This is a genomic window from Glycomyces tritici (assembly GCF_030403505.1).
Map to the genome: position 1 here is coordinate 1 of NZ_JAUEMJ010000009.1, position 20,010 is coordinate 20,010.

Here is a 20,010-nt window from a genome sequence, read left to right on the forward strand (position 1 = left end):
CTAGGCCGTGTTTGAGAATTGAGGAAGCCTCCGGTTGAATCTGTTGTGCTGCAACAAGATCCGCCGGAGGCTTCAATTGTCGAGCGTAACAGCACGCAGGGACCTGACCAATAACCAGTGGGAACGGCTTCGACGCTGGCTACCCGAACCCTCCAGGCTCGGCCGACCGATCGCCCGCAGCCGCCGAACCCTGGTCAACGGGATCGCCTGGCGGGTTCGGACCGGCTCGCCCTGGCGGGACCTCCCGGCCCAATACGGGCCCTGGGCCACGGTGTACTGGCTGTTCTGCGCCTGGCAGCGCTCCGGCACCTGGCTGCTGATCTGGCGAGCGCTCCAAGCCCTCGCCCGCGACCAGCGGCACCTGACCTGGGAGGTCGGCATCGACTCGACCACTGCCAGGGCCCACCTCGCCGCCGCCGGAGCCCGCCGTCGAACCCTCGCCGGCGAACCAGCCGATCACGCTCTGGGCCGCTCACGCGGCGGCTGGTCGACCAAGCTCCACCTCGTGGTCGATACCAGCGGACACCCACTCGCCGCGCTCGTAACCGCAGGTCAAGCCAACGACAGCCCGCAGATGATCCCGCTACTGGAGGCCGTCAGCGTCGCCAGGATCGGCGGCGGCCGGGCCCGCCGGCACCCCGACCGGGTCCTGGCCGACCGCGCCTACTCATGCCGGTCCAACCGTGAGTGGCTGCGCCGCAAGCAGATCAAGGCCACCATCCCCGAACCGGCCGACCAGATCGCGAACCGGCAACGGCGCGGGGCCCGAGGCGGCAGGCCACCAGCGTTCGACGCTGACCGGTACAAGGACCGCTCCGGCATCGAGCGCGCCATCGCCCGCCTCAAACAACACCGCGCCGTCGCCACCAGGTACGACAAACTCGCGGTCCGCTACCTGGCCACAGTCCAGATCGCCATCATCATCAACTGGCTCCGCGACTTACCAAACACGGCCTAGTCCAGGAAGCCCAGGACGTGCGCCAGGCCGCGCTCGCCCAGGCGGACCTCGCCGGGGAGGATGTACGCGCGCAGGCCGGTGGCCGCCGCGCCGCCGTCCTTGGCCGGGTTGTCGCCCACCATGAGCGTGCGGCGGGGGTCGACGCCGAGCTGCTCGCACGCGGCGCGGAACAGCACGGGGTCGGGCTTCTCGGTGCCGTACTGGTAGGAGATGACGCGCACGTCGATGAGGTCGACCAGGCCGAAGTGCTCCATGTGCACGCCCACGTCCCAGGGGAAGTCCGAGACGATGCCGGTCTTGATCCCGCGGCGGCGCAGCTCCCGCAGCAGCGGCTCGGTGTCCGGGTAGGGCACCCACGCGTCCGGGGCGGCGATCGCGGCGTACGCCTCGGCTTCGACGCCCTGGAGGAAGTCGACGTGCTCGAACCAGCCCAGGAGGGCCGTGCGGTGCTGCTCGGCGGACTCGTCGCGGCCGATCTGCAGGGCGGCGACCTCGGGGATCCGGTAGGCCTCGCCGAGCTGCGCGACGGTCTTCTCGAGCAGGTCGGCGTCGAGCAGGCGGCCCGTGGCGGCGGCGACCCGGCGCAGCCAGGTGCCCGCGTCGATGAGCTTGAAGATGGTGTTGCTGAAGTCGAACAGGACCGCCTCGATCGGCGGCACGGGCTCGGACTGCTCGGCCTCGGTCGGCCGGTAGGCGACGGCTGAGTCGAAGAGGCTGTAGATCACGGCGGGCCTTCCGTCCTGGACTGCGGCGGTCGCCGCAACCGTAACCGAGCGCGGGCGGCCGGACCACGGTTCCGGCCGCACTTCACACCCGGAACCGCCGTGTTCGGCGGCCGTTTAACCGTTGGCCACCGCGGTGCCGGTCCCGCATACTCTGCGGATGCGTCGACTTCCGCACGGCTACACGAACCGCACCACGGGCGACCGGGCGACGGTGGTGAAGCACTACCAGGGCCCCGACGCGGAGCTGCGGCTCGAACGCGAACGGGTCCTGCTCGCCGCCCTCGACGGCACGATCCCCGTGCCCCCGCTGCTGGGCGCGGGCGAGGGCGCGCTGACGCTGGGCTTCGTGGAGGGCACGCCCGGGCAGGAACTCCTCGACGCCGCTAATCCCGCCGAGGTGCTGCGGTCCTGCGGGAAGGTCCTGCGCCGCATCCATACCGCGCACGGCGTCCTCGGCGACGGCATCCTGGTCCACGGCGACTTCGGGCCGAACAACCTCCTGCTCGACCCCGTCTCCTTCGCGGTGACGGCGGTGGTCGACTGGGAGTTCGCGCACCTGGGCGACCCGATCGAGGACCTCGCGTGGTGCGAGTGGATCGTGCGGATGCACCACCCCGACCGGGTCGGGGCGCTGGACGCGTTCTTCGAGGGCTACGGCGCGCCCGTCCCGGACTGGCCGCTGCGCCGGGCCGCCATGGTCGACCGGTGCCTGGAGCTGCGCGAGTTCTGCCGCCGCTGGGACCCGGACGGGCCCGCCGTCGCCGAATGGGAGCGGCGGGCCGAGGTCACCGCGGGGTGGTGACCGAGTCGTAGAGCGGGTTCGCGCCCGGCGGGCGCTCCTCCTCGGCGACCGGCCCGGGAGCGGTGCCGTCCCCGAAGGGGCTGCCGCCCAAGGACTCCCGGCCGTGCTCGGTGAGCCAGTTCGCGAGGTCCGGCCCCGCCGGGACCACCTGGGTCGGGTTGATGTCCTCGTGCACCACGTAGTAGTGACGCTTGATCTGGTCGAAGTCCACAGTGTCCCCGAAGCCGGGGGTCTGGAAGAGGTCGCGCGCGTACGCCCACAGGACCGGCATCTCGGTGAGCTTATTCCGGTTGCACTTGAAGTGGCCGTGGTAGACCGCGTCGAAGCGCACGAGGGTCGTGAAGAGCCGCACGTCGGCCTCGGTGATCGATGCCCCCATGAGGTACCGGCGGTCGGCCAGGCGCTCCTCGAGCCGGTCGAGGGCCTTGAACAGGCGCTTGTACGCCAGCTCGTAGGCGCGCTGCGACCCGGCGAAGCCCGCCCGGTACACGCCGTTGTTGACCTCGGTGAAGACCTGTTCGATCACCGGGAGCATGTCGTCGACGAGCCCTTGCGGCAGCAGGTCCGGGGCGCCGTCGCGGTGGTGCTCGGCCCACTGGGTGGAGAGGTCGAAGGTCAGCTGCGGGTAGTTGTTCGTGACGAGCTGGCCGGTGGGCACGTCCACGAGCGCGGGCACGGTGATGCCGCGCGGGTACTCGGGGAAGCGCTTGAAGTAGTGCTCCTGCAGCCGCTCGGTGCCGAGCACGGGGTCGCGGCCGTCCGGGTTCAGGTCGAACGTCCACGAGCGCGCGTCGTGCACCGGCCCCGGCGTCGCCAGCGAGATGGCGGACTCGAGGCCGAGCAGGCGGCGGACGATGATCGACCGGTGCGCCCACGGGCAGGCCCGGGCGGCCACGAGCCGGTAGCGGCCCGGCTCGACCGGCCAGGCCAGCGCGCCCTCGGTGAGCCCGGCCATGCGCGGGTCGCCGATCTTGGAGTGCGCCTCCACGGGCGCGGCCCGCACGGCCGCCGCGTCGGCCACGACGCGGTCCTCGATATAGTTGGTGTCCCTGGTGAACTCGCCGCCGGTCACGTACGCGCCCTTGGTGGAGTGCGCGGTGCCGTCGGTCCGATTGGGTTCGCTCTGTGCCACGGGCCCAGCCTACGCACCGGCGCGCCGCGCGGGCGCCGCCCCGGCGAACGCGCAGGAACCGGTCCCATGAATTTTTCCAATGGATTGAAAAAGTACTGGACATTCCCGGGCGCATCGGCGAATACTTGACCGCCATGTCCACCTCCAAACGCCGCCGCATGCTCGCCCTCGGTGCACTCGCGTTGGGCGCGTTCGGGATCGGTCTCACCGAATTCGTCGTGGTCGGCCTCCTCGGGCCGCTCGGCGACGACCTCGACGTCTCGATCTCCACGGCCGGACTCCTCGTCACCGGCTACGCGGCCTCGGTCGCCGTCGGCGCGCCGATCATGACCGCCGCCGGCACCCGCCTGCCGCGCAAGACGATGCTCATCATCCTCATGGCCCTCTTCATCGCCGGGAACGTGCTCGCGGCGCGGGCCCCCGACTACGGCGTCCTCATGACCGGCCGCGTCGTCTCGGCCCTGTGCCACGGCGCGTTCATGGGCATCGGCCCCGTCATGGCCGCGAGCCTCGTCGCCCCCGAGCGCCGCTCGCGCGCCATCGCGCTCATGATGACCGGCCTGACCCTCTCGAACGTGGTGGGCGTGCCCTTCGGCACCGCCCTGGGCCAGCAGCTCGGCTGGCGCGCGGCGTTCTGGGGCATCGCGATCATCGGCGCGGTCTCGCTGGCCGCCATCATCGCGTTCGTGCCCTCGCGGGCCAACGACACCGGCGGGTCGCTCCGCACCGAGCTCGCGGTGTTCCGCCGACCGCAGGTGTGGCAGGTCCTCACGATCACGATGCTCGGCTGGGGCGCGGCCTACGCCGCCATCACCTTCATGGAGCCGATCCTCACCCGCGTCTCCGGGTTCGACACCGGGGCCGTGCCCTGGCTGCTCATCCTCTTCGGCATCGGCCTGACCGGCGGCAACCTCCTCGGCGGCCGCCTCGCCGACCGCGCGCTCATGCCGACCCTGTACGGCACCATCGCCGCGGCCACCGCCGCCCTGGTCGTGTTCGCCTTCGCGGCCCCGTACGCGGTCCCGGCCGCGATCATGGTCTTCGTGCTCGGCGCGGCGGGCTTCGCGATGGTCCCGGTCTTCCAGACCCGCGTCATGGAGGTGGCGAAGGAGGCGCCCTCGCTGGCCTCCTCGGTGAACGCCGCGGCGTTCAACGTCGGCATCGCCCTCTCCGCCTGGTTCGGCGGCCTCGCCATCGACGGCGGCCTCGGACTCATCGCTCCAGTGTGGATCGGTGTGGCCCTGGGCCTGGCCGCCCTCGCCGTCGCCGCGGCCTCCGGATCGGCCGAGCGCCGCCGCGAGACCGGACCGCCCGCGGGCCTAGCGGCGGCACCGGACACCCGGGCGCGTAGTCTGCGGTGAAAGGCCGGAGACCGTTCTCCGTTCGGTGAGGATTTCGCTCGGATGCTGTTCACCAACACGATCACGATCGCCCGCCCTCCCGCAGAGGTCTTCGCCTACCTGGCCGAGCTCGAGAACATCCCGCAATGGAACCACGCGATCGGCGAGACCCGCCGCACCTCGGACCTCCCGGTCGGCGTCGGCTCGCAGTACACGCAGGTCCGCACCATCCCGGCGCACGCCGAGGAGTCCCTGGAGATCACCGGGTTCGAGCCCGACTCCAGGCTCGCGATCCGGGGCGACCTCGGGTCCTTCCACGGCGAGATCACGTACCTCCTGGCCCCGGCCGTCGACGGCGCCACCGCCCTCACTAACACCATGGACCTCCAAGCCTCCGGCCCGACGCGCCTCATCGCCCCGCTCGCGGCGACCCGCGTCAAGAACGCGGTCGCCGCCAACCTCGATGCCCTCAAGCGGCACCTCGAAAAGGACTAGGGCGCGCCGGTCACGCCGCCCTGCGGTTCCAAGGGAGCAGCGCGAGCGCGCGGGCCATCGCGCAGGTGTTCGTCAGCGCCGCGACGACCAGTCCGGCGCCGATGGCGGCGGCGAGCCACTTCAGCGGATCCCAGGCGAGACTCGCGGCCACGAACGCGATCACGAGACCCCCTGCGGCGAAACGAACCTGGCGCTCCATGCCCCAGACCCTGCGGCCGCTCGACTCGACCGCGCCGCCCTCCCGGCGCCACGCGGTCAGGCCGCCATCGAGGATGTGGACCGGCACCCCGGCGCCCTCTCCCAGGAGGTTCTTGGCCTGGCCCGCGCGCGTTCCCGAGGCGCACACCAGGATCACCGGCGCGCCGCCCGCGGCGAGGTCGGCGGTCGCGAGGGTCGCGAGCGGCACGTTGCGCGAGCCGGGCAGCCGCTCGGACGCGAACTCGCCGGGCGTGCGCACGTCGACGAGGACCGCGCCGTGCGCGTCCACCAGCTGCCGTGCGGCCTCCGGGCCGACGAAGGACTTCGATGCGACGGACATATGGGCTCCTCTGTGGTCGTGGCGGTGCCGGCGCCCGGGTCCCCGCGAGCTGATCGGGGACCCGGCCGCCGGCGGTCTGCGGGGACGGGGCGCGTGCTCGGACGTGATGCGGCTCCAGCTCAAAGCCGCTCCCGGAGGTCCCCCCCGCGGGACGAAGGTGCGGAACGTCCCGCGGGGGAGCCTGCGGTGCTATCGGTCCTGGTTCAGCCCCCAGGAACTGCGGATGCGGTTGTCGGCGGCGCGGAACGCGGCGTCGACCAGGATGCCGATGACGAGCACGGTGACGATCCAGCCGATGACCCGCGACGCGTCGTTGAACTCCCGCGCGCCCTGCATCAAAGCGCCGATGGACCCCTGCCCGGCGATGATCACCAAGAGCTCGCCCGCCATCAGCGAGCGCCACGCGAACGCCCAGCCCTGCTTCAGCCCCGACACGAACGACGGCAGCGTCGCCGGGAGGACCACGTGCCGGTACAGGGTCAGGCCTTTCATCCCCAGCACGGCCCCGACGCGCTTGTACGCCGGTGGCACGTAGTCGATGCCGGAGATGATCCCGTTGGCGATCGCGGGCACCGCCCCGAGCACCACCACGAACATGATGGCCGACTCCGAGATCTTGAACAGCAGGATTGCCAAGGGGAACCAGATGATCGACGGCATCGTCTGCAGCCCGGTGATGGCCGAGCCGATCGCCGCTCGCAGCGGCCTGAACCGCGCCACCGCGATGCCCAGCACCGAACCGACCAGCACCGACAGCGCGAACCCGGCAAGCGCGCGCTGCATCGTGATCAGGATCGCCTGCCAGTAGTCCGGAGTGGACGCGTACGCCGACAGGTCCTCCCACACCGTCAGCGGCGCGGGCAGCACCCACACGGGCTTCCACTCGATCAGCACCAGGAACTGCCACACGCCGATCACCAGGACCAGCGCCAGCACCTTCGGCCAGGAGTTCGCCCACAGCCGGGAACCGAAACGGCCCCAGCGGGTCTCGGCCACCGCAGTGCGCTCCAGCTCGTCCAGCCCCGACAACTGCTTGCGCGAGGCGTCCTTCTCCTTCGAGGAGACGGTCTCAACCGGCATGGCGCGACACCTCCTCCCGCAGCGCGTCGGTGATCTCGGCCGCCAGGCCCGCGACCGGCGCGGAATCGATGCGCCGCGGCCGGTCCAGCGCCACGTCGTACACGTTGAGCACGCGGCCCGGCCGCGAGCTCAGCAGCACCACCCGGTCGCCCAGGCGCACCGCCTCGCGCACGTTGTGCGTCACGAACAGCACGGTGAGCTCCCGCTCGCGCCAGATCCGCTCCAGCTCGTCGTGCAGCAGGTCGCGGGTCATCGCGTCGAGCGCCCCGAACGGCTCGTCCATGAGCAGCACCGACGCGTCCTGCGCCAGCGCCCTCGCGAGCGCCACGCGCTGGCGCATGCCGCCGGAGAGCTCGTGCGGCCGCTTGTGGGCGAAGCCGTTCAGCCGCACCGTGTCCAGCAGCGCTTCGGCGCGCAGGCGTCGTTCAGCCCGACCGACGCCCTTCACGCGCAGTGCGAGTTCGACGTTGCCCGAGACGGTGAGCCACGGGAACAGCGCCGACTCCTGGAACATCATGGCGACCGGGCGCTCCACATTGTCGATGCTGCCGGCGGTGAGGTCGTCGAGTCCGGCGACGAGCGAGAGCAGGGTGCTCTTGCCGCAGCCGGAGGCGCCGACCAGGCAGGTGAAGCTGCCCGGCGCGACGTTGAGCGAGACGCCGTCGAGGGCCGTGACGGCGCCCGGGCCCCGGCCGTAGCGCTTGACCACGTCGGTCAGCACCACGGCCCCTGGGGTCCGGGCGGCGTCCTCGGCCGCCACGGCGTGGCGGATGAGGCTCATCCCAGGTCACCCGCCGAGACCTCGGCCTCGCCGCGGTCGGCCAGCACCTGGTTGAGCGCCTCGAGCGCGTAGATGCCCTTGAGGTCGACCTCTTCGAGCAGTCCGACCTCGACCGCGTGCTCCTTGCTGCCCTGGAGCGAGGCGGCGATCGGATCGGCGGTGAAGGTGAGGTTCTCCCAGGCGGCGGCGATCACGGCGTCGTCCAGGCGCTTGTCGGTGAGCGCCTCGATGCGGTCGTTCGAGGCGGTCTGGGCCTCCTCGGGCTTCTCGGCGATGAAGTCGAGCGCGGCCAGGTGGGCTTCCAGGAACGCCTTGACCAGGGCCGGCTGCTCGTCGAGGAAGGTCTTGGAGACGATGATGTGGGTGGTGACGAACTCGCCGCCCTCCCACAGCTCGCGCTCGTTGACGAACTCGAGCGCGCCGTGCTTGATGATCAGGTCCGAGTAGCGCGGCTCGACGGCCCACGCCGCCTGCACCGTGTCGTCGTCGAAGGCCGCGGCGACCTCGGAGTTGTCGATGGGAGTGACGGCGACGTCGCCGCCGCCGTTCTCGTCGGTCGCGAAGCCCTGCTCCTTGAGCCAGTAGCGGGCCGCCACGTCCTGGGTGTTGCCCAGCTGCGGGGTCGCGAGGGCCTTGCCGCGCAGGTCTTCCACGGTGGCGATGGACTCGTTCACGACCAGTCCGGCGCCGCCGGAGGTCGAGCCGCCGATGATGTGCAGGGCCTGGCCGCCGGACTGGGCCCAGCCGTTGATGGCGGGGTTCGGGCCGATGTAGGAGATGTCGATGGCGTCCGCGAAGAGCGCCTCGATCGCCGAGGGCCCGGCGTTGAAGACGGTCTCCTCGATCGTGACGGCCTCGGGCAGGGCCTCCTTGAAGACGCCGGCCTGGAGGCCGACGAGGGCGGGGGCGTGGGTGACGTTTCCGAAGTAGCCCAAGCGGATCGTGCCGCTGGCGCTCGCGCCGTCGGCTTCGGCGGCGGCGGTCGCGCCCTCGCCGTCGTTGCCGCAGGCGGCCAGCACCGGGGCGGCGGTGAGGGCCGCGCCTGCGGCTGCGATGACGCTTCGTCGTCTGATGCTCATGGGGATGCTTTCTGATCGAGCGGGCAGGGAATCCTAGTAGTTCGATTAACCAGATCAAACTAGTAGGAATTCTAGGATCGGGGATCTCATGTGGGCAACCCCCGTCCCAGTAAATGGGCTTGAATTCGGTGCGCGAGCTCGGAGAACGCTCGCCGTTCGCGTCGCGTTCCGAACATTGGGAGGCGAAAGGGGCGCATCGGACGCGATGCGCCCCTCGTCTAACGGGCGTGGGCGAGGACGCCCTTGACCGCCGATTCGAGCGCCTCGCGCCGCCGCGGGTTCTCCGGGCGCGCCAGGCCGTAGTGCTCGCGCAGTGTCGTGCCGGTGTACTCGGTGCGGAAGCGCCCGCGCTCCTGGAGGATCGGGACGACGCGGTCCACGAACGCCTCCAGGCCCGAGGGCAGGACGGCGGGCATGATGTTGAACCCGTCCGCCGCTCCGTCGTCGAACCACTCGAAGATCGCGTCGGCGACCTGCTCGGCGGTGCCGCTGAAGGTGCGGTGGCCGCGCCCGCCCCCGAGGCGGCCGATCAACTGCCGCACCGTGAGCCGCTCCCGCCGGGCGAGGTCCACGATGAGCGTGAAGCGGCTCTTGGCGCCCTCGATCTCGTCCTCGTGCGGGAGGTTCGCCGGCAGCTCCCGGTCGAGGTCGAGTTCGGACGGGTCGAGCTTCAGTTGCTTGGCGAGGTTGCCCAGCGCGTACTCGGCGACGATGAGCCGGTCCAGCTCGGCCTCGAGTTCGCGCGCCTCGGCCTCGGTGTCGCCGATGACCGGCACGATCCCGGGCAGCACGAGCACCCCGTCGGGGTCCCGGCCGGCCGCGGCGGCCCGCCGCTTGATGTCGGCGTAGAACGCCTGGGCCTCCTGAAGCGTCTGCTGCGCGGTGAAGATCGCCTCGGCGTGGAGGGCCGCGAACGCCTTGCCGTCCTCAGAGGACCCGGCCTGCACGAGCAGCGGATGCCCCTGCGGCGAGCGCGGCACGTTGAGTGCCCCGGCGACCTGGAAGTGCTCGCCCGCATGGTCGGCGGGGTAGACCAGGCGCTCGTCGCCCCAGAGCCCGGTCTCCTTGTCGCCCAGGATCGCCGCGTCGTCCCAGGAGTCCCAGAGCTTCTTGGCGACCTGCAGGAACTCCTCGGCGCGGGCGTACCGCGAGGCGTGGTCGGGGAGTTCGGCGAGGTTGAAGTTGCGCGCGGCGTCGAGCGTGGCGGTGGTGACGATGTTCCACCCGACCCGCCCGCCCGAGAGGTGGTCGATCGAGGCGAAGCGCCGGGCCAGGTTGTACGGCTCGTTGTACGTCGTCGACGCGGTGGCGATGAGTCCGATGTGCTCGGTGACGGCGGCCAGCGCAGCGAGGACCACCGTGGGCTCCAGCGACCCGGAGGGCCGGCGTCCGATGGTGCCCCACAGTGAGGGCGAGTCGGCGAAGAACACCGAGTCGAGCTTGCCGCGCTCGGCGATCCGCGCGAGGTTCGCGTAGTGCGCGATCTTGGTGGAGGAGTACGGGTCGGACTCCGGGAGCCGCCACGAGGCCTCATGGTGGCCGGTGTTCATCAGGAACGCGTTGAGATGCAGTCGCCTCGTGCTCATGCTTCCTCCTCTTTCTCGATCTCGGCGCCGCCGGCCAGGCCGAGCGCGGCGAGCAGTTCGGTGCGGATCGCGGCGAACCGCGGGTCTGACGGGTCGCGCGGGCCGTCGAGGCCGATGCGCTGCTCGGTGCGCACGTGTCCGTTGTCCAGGACGAGCACCCGGTCGGCGAGGACGATCGCCTCGTCGACGTCGTGGGTGACGAGCAGGACGGCGGGCTTGTGGCGCTCGTAGAGGGCCCGCAGGAGCCCGTGCATCTTGATGCGGGTCAAGGCGTCCAGGGCCCCGAAGGGCTCGTCGGCCAGGAGCAGCTGGGGTTCGCGCACCAGCGAGCGGGCGAGCGCCACGCGCTGCTGCTCGCCGCCGGAGAGCTCGCGGGGCCAGGCCTGTTCGCGCCCGGCCAGCCCCACCTCCGCAAGGGCTTCGCGGCCCCGCGCCTTCGCGTTCGGGCCCTGGAGCCCGATCACGACGTTGCGCAGGACCCGCTGCCACGGCAGGAGCCGCGAGTCCTGGAATACGACCGAGACCTGTTCGGGCACTTCGATGTCGCCGGTGCCCGAAGCGTCCTGGTCGAGGCCGGCGAGGGCCCGCAGGAGCGTGGACTTGCCCGAACCGGAGCGGCCCAGGAGGGCCACGAACTCGCCGGGCTCGATGGTCAGGTCGAGGCCGGAGAGGACCGGCCGGTCGTCGGTGAAGGAGCGGTGGAGGTCGCGGATGCGGACCGCGGTGGTGGCGGTCAGTCCTCCAGTGTGCGTCGCCATGACAAGACCCTCTTCTGTGCGATGCGGACGATGGCGTCGGAGCCGAGACCGAGGAGCCCGTAGAGGACGAGGCCGACGATGATGACGTCGGTCTGCCCGTACGTGCCGGCCAGCAGCATCATGTAGCCGATGCCGCTGGTGGCGTTCACCTGCTCGACCACCACCAGGGACAGCCAGGAGGCCGTGACGGCGAAGCGCAGCCCCAGGAAGAACCCGGGGAGCGCGCCGGGCAGGACCACGCGGCCGACGAACGACGCGGGCCTGAGGCGCAGCGTCTCGGCCAGTTCGGCGTAGCGCCCGTCGATCGAGCGCAGGCCGTTGTGGGTGTGGATGTAGATCGGGATGAGCACGCCGAGCGCGATCGTGATGATCTTCATCCGCTCGTCGATGCCGAACCACAGCAGGAGGAGCGGCAGCAGCGCGAGGTTCGGGATGGAGCGCTTGAGCTGCACCGGTCCGTCCACGATGGCCTCGCCCCAGCGGCTGAGCCCGGAGACGACGGCCAGCACGAGGCCGGCGGCGACCCCGAAGGCCAGGCCGAGCGCGAAGCGCCGGGTCGAGACCAGCAGGTCGGGGCCGAGGCGCCCGGACTCCCACAGGTCCCAGGCGGTGGTCGCGACGGTCCACGGCGCGGACAGGACCCGCGGGTCGATCCAGCCCTGCGCCGAGCCCCAGAACCACACGCCCAGCAGCAGGAGCGGGCCGATGAGGTACCCGAACGGGATGGCCCTGCCGGGGCCGAGGCGGCGCTTGCCGCGCGGGCGCGAGGCCCGGCCGCTCGCCGCCTCGTCGTGGTCGGGGGCCGCGGTCGCCCGGGCCGGCTTGACGTCTACGGCGGTCACGGCGCACCCGCCTCTCCGTACTCCTGGACGCCTGCCGCGACGAGCGGTTCGAAGCGGCGGTCGTACAGGTCCCCGGCGTCGATCACGTCGTTCCCGGTGCCCTCGGCGAGGATCTCGATGGTCTCCTGGTGGCGGGCGATGGTCTCGTCCCAGTCCTCGGGGAGCTCCGGCTCGCCCTCGCGGTCGAACAGGTACTCGCCATCCTCATAGGACAAGCCCTCGTGCTCGACGAACCAGGCGTTGATCCACTCCTCCTTGTTGGCCCGGGTCCACAGCCGCGCCGCGCCCCACAGCCGGGCGTACTCGGCGATGGCGGCGGCCTTGGAGGCGTCCTCCAGGACCTCGACGGGCGAGTACAGCACCCACGGATCGTCGCGCAGGCCGTGCGGGATCGTGGTGGCCCCGTCCGAGGCGTACTTGTTGAGGTACGACTTGACCTGGGTGCCGCCGATCGGGGCGGCGTCGACCTCGCCGCCGGCGAGGGCGTTCGAGTAGGTGTCGGCGGTGCTCGGCAGCTCGATGAGCTCGACGTCGCTCTGGGCGAGCCCGGCCTTGTCGAGGACGCGCAGGATCAGCGCGCCCTGCGCCTGCCCGGGGGAGTACGCGATCCTCTTGCCGCGCAGCCCCTCCAGGGCGGTGATGCCCGCGCCCGGGGCGATCCCGAGGTCGTAGATCGGGTGCTCCAGGGGGTCGAGGCGGCCGGAGGCGGCGACGATCTTGGTCGGCAGGTTCGTCCAGTACGCGTGGATCGGCGGGATGTCCGCGACCGATCCGATGTCGAGCGAGTGGGCGCGGAACGCCTCCTGCGTCTTGGGGCCGCCGGAGATGTTGGCCCACTCGATCTCGAAGCTCAGCTGCTTCACGAGGCCGGACTTCTCGTAGGCGACCTGGTTCTGCGGGTCGCCCACGACCAGCTTGGTGGCGGAGGGCACGGCGGTCGGCAGATCGGCGTCCGCGGTGAGCACGGGGCCGGTGGGATCTTCGGAGCAGGCGGCGAGCGCCAGCGCCGCGAGTGCGGGCGTGCCCGCTATCAGAGTTCGTCGGGTTGCTCGGTAGGACATGGGGATTGGCCTTTCAGGAAGATTCGGGCAGGGGTCGGGCGGGGCCGGGGCGGGCCGCCGCCCGGGCGGTCATTCGAGCGGCGCGGCGGCGCAGTAGCCGCCCGCGTGGTAGACCAGCGGCTCGTGGTCCCCGCCGGTCTCGGCGTCCACCACCAGGGCCAGGACCACGTGGTGGTCCCCGGCCTCGATGCGGTCGGTGACGACCGCGCGCAGGAACGACGGGGCGTTGTCGAGCACCGGTTCGCCGGTCTCCAGCCGCGACCACAGGGTCGGGCCGCCGAAGCGGTCGATGCCGCTGGTGGCGAACCGGGTCGCGATCTCGTGCTGCGCGGCGGCGAGGAAGTTGACGGTGAGGCTCTCGGCGTCGCGGACCGCCGGCCACGCGGACGAGCCGGTGGCGATCGCGAACGACACGAGCGGCGGGTCGATGGACACCGAGGTGAGCGAGGTGGCGGTGAACCCGGCCGGGCCGGACCCGGCGTCGGCGCACACCACGGTCACTCCCGCGGGGTGGGCCCGGAACAGGGACCTGAAGGATTCGGGGGCGACCCCTGCCGGGGCGGCGAGTCGCGCGCTCATGCGGACGCTCCGACCGGCTTGCGGCCCAGGTCGAGCGAGGCCTCCAGGGCCGGGGCGTGCGCCTCGGTCCAGGCGCCGATGTGCTCGGGGAGGTCCCGCAGCTCGCCCTCGCGCAGCGTCAGCGACGGCACCGGCAGGCTCGCGCCGAGTTCGGCCAGGACCGGCCGCAGCTGCAGGTCGGCGAGGAACCGGTGCTCGGGCGAGGCGGCGATGGTGACCGGCACGGCCAGGACCCCTTCGAGGGTGCGGGGGGCCAGCTGGTCGAGGAACAGTTTGAGCAGGCCGGTGTAGCTGGCCTTGTAGACGGGTGTGCCCACGATGAGCACGTTCGCGGACTGCAGTTGCGCGGCGGCGTGCTCGAACCCGTCGTGCGGGGGCTCGATGCCGTCCAGGTACAGCTCGGTGAGGTCGATCGAGGCGGCGCGCGGTGCGGCCCCGAGCTCCGAGCCGATGGCCGCGGCGAGCGTCTCGGCGGTGGCGAGGGTGCGGGAGAGTCGTTTCGGATTACCGACCACAGTGGTCAGTGAGATGGCGGCGGTCACGGTGGTGTCCTTACGTTGCGGTGGGCGAGGGCACGCCGCTGGAGGGCGTGCTGAGAAGCGGGCATGAAAGGGCCCGTGGGGGATTCGCAGGAGAAGATCGAGAGAGCGCAGCCTGGGACGCCTGCCCGCTGGGGGCTGCGCTCTAGCGCATTCGCAGACACAGTGCGCTGGCGGCGCGCATCTGGTCGATTTCGCGCCGCCGCGTGAGGAACTCGGCGGTCGTCATGCGAAGAACACTATCAGTATTCCTATAGAAATACTAGGAATTCTTAGATGGTGAGAAGCCGGTCCGTAGCGGGCGAGGCCGTCCCGGTGCGGTACTCCACGTCGCGGCTGCGGGTGAACCGGTAGCCGACGCCGCGCACGGTGCCCACGAGCTCGTCGAACTCCCCGAGCTTGGACCGCAGGCGTCGCACGTGGACGTCGACGGTGCGGCCCGGGATGCCGGCGTCCGGTGTCTCCCATACGTACTGCAGGAGTTCGGCCCGGGTGTGGACCATCCCGGGGTAGCGCGCCAGGAATGCCAGGAGCTCGAACTCCAAGCGGGTCAAGGCGATCGGCTCCCCGTGCAGGAGCACTTCGCGGCCGGGCACGTCGATGAGGAGTGCCGGGCGCGGCTGCGGCGCGCTCGGCGGCGCCGCGAGCGGGGCGGGGCTCTCGAGTGTCGCGGGGGTGCCCTCGGCGGCGACCGAGACGCGGCCGCCGCTCTGCGAGAGCACGCCGAGCGCGGCCGTGAGCCGCCGCGCCAGGCGGGGGTCGTCGGCCGGGATCTCGATGGTGACCGTGATCGTCGCGAGGCCGTTGCGGCGGTGGACGGGAGGGCGGGTGTGGGTCTGGACGGGAGTCATGGCGTCGCCTTCGTGTTCGGTTCGAATGGAGTACCGGAGCGGGCGACGCCGGGGCGCGCGGGTCCTCGAAGGCCTTGCGGCTCAGCGAGTGGGACCGGCGCCGACGGTGCCGCCCGGGCGACACAGGGCCGAGTCCGAGCGGGAGAAGTCGATGTGGCGGCGCCTGGTCCGCCTCGACTCCGCGCCTTCGCTGTCGTGGTTCACCATGTCAGCATATCCTATCTATCAAGTAGGATTCAAGTCCACGTTCCGTTTCGCCCCAGAACACATGAAAGGAGCCTGGCGACATGCAGGTCTCCGCACGCGGCGAGTACGCCGTCCGCATCGCACTCACCCTGGCCGCCGAGCATCCGCGCACCATCTCCGCCGGCGCGCTCGCGTCCACTCAGGGCCTGCCCCGCAAGTTCGCCGAGGTGATCCTGGGCGACCTGCGGCGGGCCCACCTGGTCGCGAGCGCCCGCGGCGTGGAAGGCGGCTACCGGCTCGCCCGCGGGCCGGAGCGGATATCGGTGGGGGAGGTGCTCCGCGCCGCCGACGGGCCGCTCGCCGAAGTGCGCGGGCGCCGGCCCGAGGAGACGAGTTACGAAGGGGCCGCGGTGAACCTGCCGCGGCTGTGGGTCGCCGCTCGCGCGGCGGTGCGCTCGGTCCTCGACGAGGTCTCGCTGGAGCAGGCCGCCAGCGGCGAGTTCCCGGTCCGTGTCGCGGAATTGACAGACGAGGAGGGCGCCTGGGCGCCCCGTTGAGCTTGCGCGATGCGCACGCGGGTCTTAATATCTATATATCCTATTGATTAAATAGGATAATCGCACCGCTCGGAGGTCACCCATGTCCGACGCCTCGCTCTTCCTCGCAGCCCCGCCCCTCACCGTGGACGCGGCCTTCGAACACATCGCCGCCCAAGGCTTCCGGCCCGCCGCCCCGACCAGGATCGGCGCCGAGGTCGAATCGCTCGTCACGAGCGCGGCCGACCGGCGCGGCCGCCTCGACCCCGAGTCCCTCAAAGCCCTCCTGGCCGTCCGTGACGCCCTGCCGCGCCGCTCCCGCCTCAGCTTCGAGCCCGGCGGCGCCGTCGAACTCAGCTCCCGGCCCGCCGCCTCCGTCGCCGAGTGCTTCGCCGACCTCGAATCCGACCGCCTCCGCGTCGCCTCCGCCCTGAGCGCCGAGGGCTACGAGCTCCTCGGTCTCGGCCTCGACCCGATCCGCCTGCCCCGCAGGGTCCTGCGCACCGCCCGCTACCTGGCGATGGAGGAGCTGTTCGACCAGGACGGGCGCGCCGGGCGCTGGATGATGACGAACACCGCCTCCGTCCAGGTCTGCATCGACATCGGCGACGAGCGGCGCGGCCCCCACGGGATCGCCGACCGCTGGGAACTCGCGCACCGGCTCGCGCCCGTGCTCATCGCCGCGTTCGCCAACTCGCCGCTGCGCCGCGGCGAGCCGAGCATGTGGCGCTCCACCCGCCAGCACGTATGGGCCGCGATCGACCGCACCCGCGCCCGCCCGGTGGGCGAAGGCGACCCGCGCGAAGCCTGGGCGCGGTACGCCCTCGACGCCCGCGTGATGGCCGTGCGCGGCCCCGGCCGCTGGACCGTCCCCCGCGGACTCACCTTCCGCGACTGGATCAACGGCGACTACCACCAGGCGCCCACCCTCGACGACCTCGACTTCCACCTCTCGACCCTGTTCCCGCCGGTGCGCCCGCGCGGCACCTACCTCGAGCTGCGGATGATCGACGCGCAGCCCGGGCCCGACTGGATCGTGCCCGTCGCCGTCGTCGCCGCGCTCTTCGACGACCCCGCCGCGGCCGAACGCGCCCGCGCCGCCCTCGAACCGCTCTGGCACCGCGCCACCGCCGCCGACCTCTACCTCCGCGCCGCCACCGCCGCCCTCGGCGACGAAGGCCTCCTGCGCGCCGCGAACGACTGCTTCGCCGCCGCCCGCGAAGCCCGGACCGACCCCGCGACCGGTGCGCTCCTGGACCGCTTCACCGAGGAGTACGTCGCCCGCGGCCGCACCCGCGCCGACGACCTCGTCGTCAAGGTCCGGGCTTGAAACCGCTTGGGCGGCAAGGATCTGCACCCCAGTGAGGTGACGCGGCGAACGAGAGCGGTCCGCGCCTTATGGCCCGGGGCACAGGCGCGCTGCGGCTACTATGGGCCCGACCTTGCCGCCGCCCGGAGTTGGACCACCATGCCGCCACTGCACCGACGACTGCTCCTCGGCGGCGCGCTCGGCCTCGCCGGTCTCGGCGCCGCCGCTGCCGCATGGGCGCTGGACGAACCGGAGCAAGGCGTCATCGGCCAGGCCCCCGGAGAGGTCGACACCGGCACCATCGACTTCCCATCGCTTCGCGAGCGCGCCAAGTCCTTGCTGATCGGCGGCGCCATCAGCACCTCCGACGACGACTACGAGCAGGCGCTGCGAGCGCTCAGCCGAGGGGCCGCGCGCGACCGGGACTCGATGGACCGCAACGAGGACCGCACCGGACTCTGGAGCGACCTCGGCCCCGCAAGCGATCCGCTGAGCTTCAGCGTCTCCTACGGCCGGCTCCGCCGCATCGCCCTCGCCTGGGCCACTCCCGGCACCGATCAGCACGACGACGGGGAGGTCGCCTCCGACATCGTGCACGCACTGGTCCTCCTCTACCAGGCCGGCTACAACGAGCACGCCGAGCAGACCGGCAACTGGTACTGGTGGGAGATCGGCTCGGCCTCCTCGCTCATCCAGATCTGCACCCTCATGCACGAGCGCATCCCCCGCGCCCACCTCGCCCACTACCTCGACGCAGTAGACCGCTTCTGCCCCAATGCCGACGTGCGGATCGCCTCGCCCAGCGAACGCGAGACCGGCGCCAACCGCGCCGACAAGGCCGCGATCCTGACCTTGCGCGGCATCGTCGGCGAAGACCCCGACAAGCTCATCCTCGCCCGGAACGGACTCTCCGACACCGAAGGCGGCGGCGCGAACAGCCTCTTCCGAATCGTCGACGAAGGCGACGGCTTCCACCGCGACGGCTCCTTCATCCAGCACGGCCACGTACCGAGCACCGGCAGCTACGGGCTCGACCTGCTCACCTCCCTCACACTCGCGCTGGGACTGCTCAAGGGCTCGGCGTGGGAGGTCTCGGACCCGGACCTGGAACGCCTCTGCGACGTCGTCGAACGGGCCTTCATGCCCTTCACCGAGGACGGCCTGTTCATGGACTGCCTGCGCGGCAGGAGCATCGCCCGACCGGCCCAGCGCGACTCGGACGCGGGACCGGAGCTGGCGGAGGCGGTGATCGACCTCGCCGAGTTCGCCCCCGCCGACTACCGAGACCGATGGCGCGCGCTCGCGCGCGGCTGGATCGAGCGATCCGCCGATGCCGTTCCCTACTTCGAGAGCGTGGGACTGCGCGGCATCCGCCTTGCCAAGGAACTCCTCGCCGACGACTCGGTCCAGGCCGCGCCCCGTCCCGTTTCGACCCGCATCTACCCCGGCATGGACCGCCTGCTGGTGCGTCGTGCCGAGTGGTCCTGGGCGCTCTCGATGTGCTCCAACCGCATCTCCGGATTCGAGATGGTCGGCGGCGAGAACCTCCACGGCTGGTACGTCGGCGACGGCATGACCTACCTGTACACCGTGGACGACCCGCTGCAGTTCAGCGACGCCTTCTGGCCCACCGCGAACCCGTACCGGCTGCCGGGCATCACCGTGGACTCCCGCGAGCGGGAGGTCATCGGAACCGGCGACGACCTCGTGGTCCACCTGCCCGCGAACGATGTAGCAGGCGGCACGGCCCTCGACGACCGGTACGCCGCCGCGGCGATGGACCTCATCGGTGAAGGCTCCACCCTGCGCGCCAAGAAGGCCTGGTTCGTGGTGGACGAGATGATCTGCGCCCTCGGCGCGGGCATCACCGCCGCCGACGGCCGCGCGATCTGGACGACAGTGGAGCACCGCAACCGCCACACCGACGGCGACCGGCGCATGACCGTGGACGGCGTCGTTCCGGCCGCGGACACCGACCTCAAATCGCCGATCGAGGGCGCGACCTGGGTACACCTGCCCGGCGTCGCCGGCTACGTCTTCCCCGCCGGCAGCACCGGACTCCACGTGGGGCGCGAGACCCGCAGGGGCGCTTGGAACGACATCGAGCAGGGCCCCACCACCGGTGGCGGCGACACCGAGGTCCACACCCGCCGCTACGCCACCCTCTGGTTCGACCACGGCGTCTCACCTGTGGACGCCTCCTACGCCTACGTGCTGCTGCCGACCGCGACCGAGGCCGCGACCGAGGCCCAGGCCGCCGACTGCGACGTCCAAGTGCTCGCCAACACCACCGCGGTCCAGGCGGTCGCGGCCCCCCGCAGCGGCCTCCTGGCCGCCCACTTCTGGCAAGCCGCCGAGGCCGGCGGGCTCGCGTGCGACGGCCCGGCCTCGGTGATCGTGGTCAAAGGCGACGACATCGCCGTCGCCATCGCCGACCCCGGCCGCACCACCACCGAGATCACGATCGACCTGCCCTACACCGCAAGCGAAGTGATCGAAGCCGACGACACCGTCACCGTCGAGACGGGCGACCGGCCCCGCATCACCGTGCGGACCGAGGGCTCCCTGGGCGCGACCCACACCCTGCGACTGCGCTGAAACCTGAGCATCCTCAATGGCGCTCGAGCGCCTCGCGCACTCCAGGCCGGCACGGTGGCCGCACTACGGCGACCGCACCGACGACCAGCAGCACCTGCGCGATCGTGGTGACCGCCTCCACCCACCCGGGGAACGCGTCGAAGATCTGCTCGGCCACCAGGCCGTCCGCCTGGTTCGTGCTCGTCTCCGCGAAGACCCCGGCCGCGGTCCAGCAGCCCCAGGATCGCGCACCATA

21 protein-coding genes are annotated in these 20,010 nt (G+C 71.6%); 7 read left to right on the plus strand and 14 right to left on the minus strand.

The window, feature by feature from the left end:
- The first annotated feature begins 76 nt into the window (after positions 1–76).
- Positions 77–958, plus strand: a complete 882-nt coding sequence (locus tag QWI33_RS22870) for an IS5 family transposase (RefSeq protein WP_289958707.1) — start codon at positions 77–79, stop codon at positions 956–958.
- On the opposite strand, the gene QWI33_RS22875 is transcribed toward QWI33_RS22870, so the two are convergent.
- Positions 955–1,683 (minus strand): HAD family hydrolase, encoded by a 729-nt coding sequence (locus QWI33_RS22875; protein WP_289959246.1) that lies wholly within the window; start codon positions 1,681–1,683, stop codon positions 955–957. The genes QWI33_RS22870 and QWI33_RS22875 overlap by 4 nt on opposite strands.
- Before the next feature lie 157 nt (positions 1,684–1,840).
- Here QWI33_RS22875 and QWI33_RS22880 point away from each other — a divergent pair, with 157 nt between their 5' ends.
- Positions 1,841–2,485: a phosphotransferase family protein gene (locus tag QWI33_RS22880; RefSeq protein WP_289959247.1), complete on the plus strand. Its 645-nt coding sequence runs from the start codon at positions 1,841–1,843 to the stop codon at positions 2,483–2,485.
- Here the strand turns inward: QWI33_RS22880 and QWI33_RS22885 are convergent.
- A complete protein-coding gene (locus QWI33_RS22885; RefSeq protein ID WP_289959248.1) occupies positions 2,469–3,617 on the minus strand; it encodes a glutathione S-transferase family protein in 1,149 nt (382 codons plus the stop codon). The two genes, QWI33_RS22880 and QWI33_RS22885, sit on opposite strands and share 17 nt — an antisense overlap.
- 134 nt (positions 3,618–3,751) lie before the next feature.
- Here QWI33_RS22885 and QWI33_RS22890 point away from each other — a divergent pair, with 134 nt between their 5' ends.
- Both QWI33_RS22890 and QWI33_RS22895 read left to right on the plus strand, forming a co-directional pair.
- Entirely contained in the window at positions 3,752–4,978 is a 1,227-nt protein-coding gene (locus QWI33_RS22890) for an MFS transporter (protein WP_289959249.1), read from the plus strand.
- A 42-nt stretch (positions 4,979–5,020) separates the two neighbouring features.
- The gene (locus tag QWI33_RS22895; protein WP_289959250.1) at positions 5,021–5,452 is read left to right on the plus strand and encodes an SRPBCC family protein; all 432 of its coding nucleotides are present in this window, start codon (positions 5,021–5,023) and stop codon (positions 5,450–5,452) included.
- 10 nt (positions 5,453–5,462) lie between these two features.
- On the opposite strand, the gene QWI33_RS22900 is transcribed toward QWI33_RS22895, so the two are convergent.
- From QWI33_RS22900 to QWI33_RS22950, 11 genes are all read right to left on the minus strand, one after another.
- Positions 5,463–5,990, minus strand: coding sequence for a rhodanese-like domain-containing protein (locus QWI33_RS22900; protein WP_289959251.1), 528 nt, complete (start codon positions 5,988–5,990; stop codon positions 5,463–5,465).
- A 189-nt stretch (positions 5,991–6,179) separates the two neighbouring features.
- Entirely contained in the window at positions 6,180–7,070 is an 891-nt protein-coding gene (locus QWI33_RS22905) for an ABC transporter permease (RefSeq protein WP_289959252.1), read from the minus strand.
- Entirely contained in the window at positions 7,060–7,851 is a 792-nt protein-coding gene (locus tag QWI33_RS22910) for an ABC transporter ATP-binding protein (protein WP_289959254.1), read from the minus strand. The genes QWI33_RS22905 and QWI33_RS22910 overlap by 11 nt, the downstream gene beginning before the upstream one ends.
- Positions 7,848–8,930, minus strand: coding sequence for an ABC transporter substrate-binding protein (locus tag QWI33_RS22915; protein ID WP_289959255.1), 1,083 nt, complete (start codon positions 8,928–8,930; stop codon positions 7,848–7,850). Before QWI33_RS22915 ends, QWI33_RS22910 begins: the two co-directional genes overlap by 4 nt.
- A gap of 218 nt (positions 8,931–9,148) precedes the next feature.
- Positions 9,149–10,516, minus strand: coding sequence for an LLM class flavin-dependent oxidoreductase (locus QWI33_RS22920; protein WP_289959256.1), 1,368 nt, complete (start codon positions 10,514–10,516; stop codon positions 9,149–9,151).
- Positions 10,513–11,274, minus strand: coding sequence for an ABC transporter ATP-binding protein (locus QWI33_RS22925; protein WP_289959257.1), 762 nt, complete (start codon positions 11,272–11,274; stop codon positions 10,513–10,515). Before QWI33_RS22925 ends, QWI33_RS22920 begins: the two co-directional genes overlap by 4 nt.
- Entirely contained in the window at positions 11,250–12,116 is an 867-nt protein-coding gene (locus QWI33_RS22930; RefSeq protein ID WP_289959258.1) for an ABC transporter permease, read from the minus strand. Before QWI33_RS22930 ends, QWI33_RS22925 begins: the two co-directional genes overlap by 25 nt.
- A complete protein-coding gene (locus QWI33_RS22935; protein WP_289959259.1) occupies positions 12,113–13,177 on the minus strand; it encodes an ABC transporter substrate-binding protein in 1,065 nt (354 codons plus the stop codon). Before QWI33_RS22935 ends, QWI33_RS22930 begins: the two co-directional genes overlap by 4 nt.
- 69 nt (positions 13,178–13,246) lie before the next feature.
- Positions 13,247–13,756 carry a flavin reductase family protein gene (locus QWI33_RS22940; protein ID WP_289959261.1) on the minus strand — a complete coding sequence of 170 codons (510 nt, stop codon included), beginning with the start codon at positions 13,754–13,756 and terminating at the stop codon, positions 13,247–13,249.
- Positions 13,753–14,298: an NAD(P)H-dependent oxidoreductase gene (locus QWI33_RS22945; RefSeq protein ID WP_289959262.1), complete on the minus strand. Its 546-nt coding sequence runs from the start codon at positions 14,296–14,298 to the stop codon at positions 13,753–13,755. Before QWI33_RS22945 ends, QWI33_RS22940 begins: the two co-directional genes overlap by 4 nt.
- Positions 14,299–14,567: 269 nt before the next feature.
- The gene (locus QWI33_RS22950) at positions 14,568–15,146 is read right to left on the minus strand and encodes a winged helix-turn-helix domain-containing protein (protein ID WP_289959263.1); all 579 of its coding nucleotides are present in this window, start codon (positions 15,144–15,146) and stop codon (positions 14,568–14,570) included.
- 287 nt (positions 15,147–15,433) lie between these two features.
- Here QWI33_RS22950 and QWI33_RS22955 point away from each other — a divergent pair, with 287 nt between their 5' ends.
- The 3 genes from QWI33_RS22955 (at position 15,434) to QWI33_RS22965 (ending at position 19,775) form a co-directional block, all read left to right on the plus strand.
- A complete protein-coding gene (locus QWI33_RS22955; protein WP_289959264.1) occupies positions 15,434–15,889 on the plus strand; it encodes an RrF2 family transcriptional regulator in 456 nt (151 codons plus the stop codon).
- A gap of 82 nt (positions 15,890–15,971) precedes the next feature.
- A complete protein-coding gene (egtA, locus tag QWI33_RS22960) occupies positions 15,972–17,198 on the plus strand; it encodes an ergothioneine biosynthesis glutamate--cysteine ligase EgtA (RefSeq protein ID WP_289959265.1) in 1,227 nt (408 codons plus the stop codon).
- 138 nt (positions 17,199–17,336) lie between these two features.
- Positions 17,337–19,775: a polysaccharide lyase 8 family protein gene (locus QWI33_RS22965; protein ID WP_289959266.1), complete on the plus strand. Its 2,439-nt coding sequence runs from the start codon at positions 17,337–17,339 to the stop codon at positions 19,773–19,775.
- 13 nt (positions 19,776–19,788) lie between these two features.
- Here the strand turns inward: QWI33_RS22965 and QWI33_RS22970 are convergent, their stop codons facing one another.
- Positions 19,789–19,932, minus strand: a complete 144-nt coding sequence (locus QWI33_RS22970) for a hypothetical protein (RefSeq protein ID WP_289959267.1) — start codon at positions 19,930–19,932, stop codon at positions 19,789–19,791.
- Positions 19,933–20,010 lie beyond the last annotated feature (78 nt).

What these genes read in the sequence shown, in the direction of transcription:
- QWI33_RS22900 (WP_289959251.1), bottom strand. Translation starts at nt 5,990, where the DNA reads ATGTCCGTCGCATCGAAGTCCTTCGTCGGCCCGGAGGCCGCACGGCAG.
- QWI33_RS22880 (WP_289959247.1), top strand. Translation starts at nt 1,841, where the DNA reads ATGCGTCGACTTCCGCACGGCTACACGAACCGCACCACGGGCGACCGG.
- QWI33_RS22920 (WP_289959256.1), bottom strand. Translation starts at nt 10,516, where the DNA reads ATGAGCACGAGGCGACTGCATCTCAACGCGTTCCTGATGAACACCGGC.
- QWI33_RS22955 (WP_289959264.1), top strand. Translation starts at nt 15,434, where the DNA reads ATGCAGGTCTCCGCACGCGGCGAGTACGCCGTCCGCATCGCACTCACC.
- QWI33_RS22915 (WP_289959255.1), bottom strand. Translation starts at nt 8,930, where the DNA reads ATGAGCATCAGACGACGAAGCGTCATCGCAGCCGCAGGCGCGGCCCTC.
- QWI33_RS22905 (WP_289959252.1), bottom strand. Translation starts at nt 7,070, where the DNA reads ATGCCGGTTGAGACCGTCTCCTCGAAGGAGAAGGACGCCTCGCGCAAG.
- QWI33_RS22925 (WP_289959257.1), bottom strand. Translation starts at nt 11,274, where the DNA reads ATGGCGACGCACACTGGAGGACTGACCGCCACCACCGCGGTCCGCATC.
- QWI33_RS22935 (WP_289959259.1), bottom strand. Translation starts at nt 13,177, where the DNA reads ATGTCCTACCGAGCAACCCGACGAACTCTGATAGCGGGCACGCCCGCA.
- egtA (WP_289959265.1), top strand. Translation starts at nt 15,972, where the DNA reads ATGTCCGACGCCTCGCTCTTCCTCGCAGCCCCGCCCCTCACCGTGGAC.
- QWI33_RS22910 (WP_289959254.1), bottom strand. Translation starts at nt 7,851, where the DNA reads ATGAGCCTCATCCGCCACGCCGTGGCGGCCGAGGACGCCGCCCGGACC.
- QWI33_RS22965 (WP_289959266.1), top strand. Translation starts at nt 17,337, where the DNA reads ATGCCGCCACTGCACCGACGACTGCTCCTCGGCGGCGCGCTCGGCCTC.
- QWI33_RS22940 (WP_289959261.1), bottom strand. Translation starts at nt 13,756, where the DNA reads ATGAGCGCGCGACTCGCCGCCCCGGCAGGGGTCGCCCCCGAATCCTTC.
- QWI33_RS22890 (WP_289959249.1), top strand. Translation starts at nt 3,752, where the DNA reads ATGTCCACCTCCAAACGCCGCCGCATGCTCGCCCTCGGTGCACTCGCG.
- QWI33_RS22895 (WP_289959250.1), top strand. Translation starts at nt 5,021, where the DNA reads ATGCTGTTCACCAACACGATCACGATCGCCCGCCCTCCCGCAGAGGTC.
- QWI33_RS22950 (WP_289959263.1), bottom strand. Translation starts at nt 15,146, where the DNA reads ATGACTCCCGTCCAGACCCACACCCGCCCTCCCGTCCACCGCCGCAAC.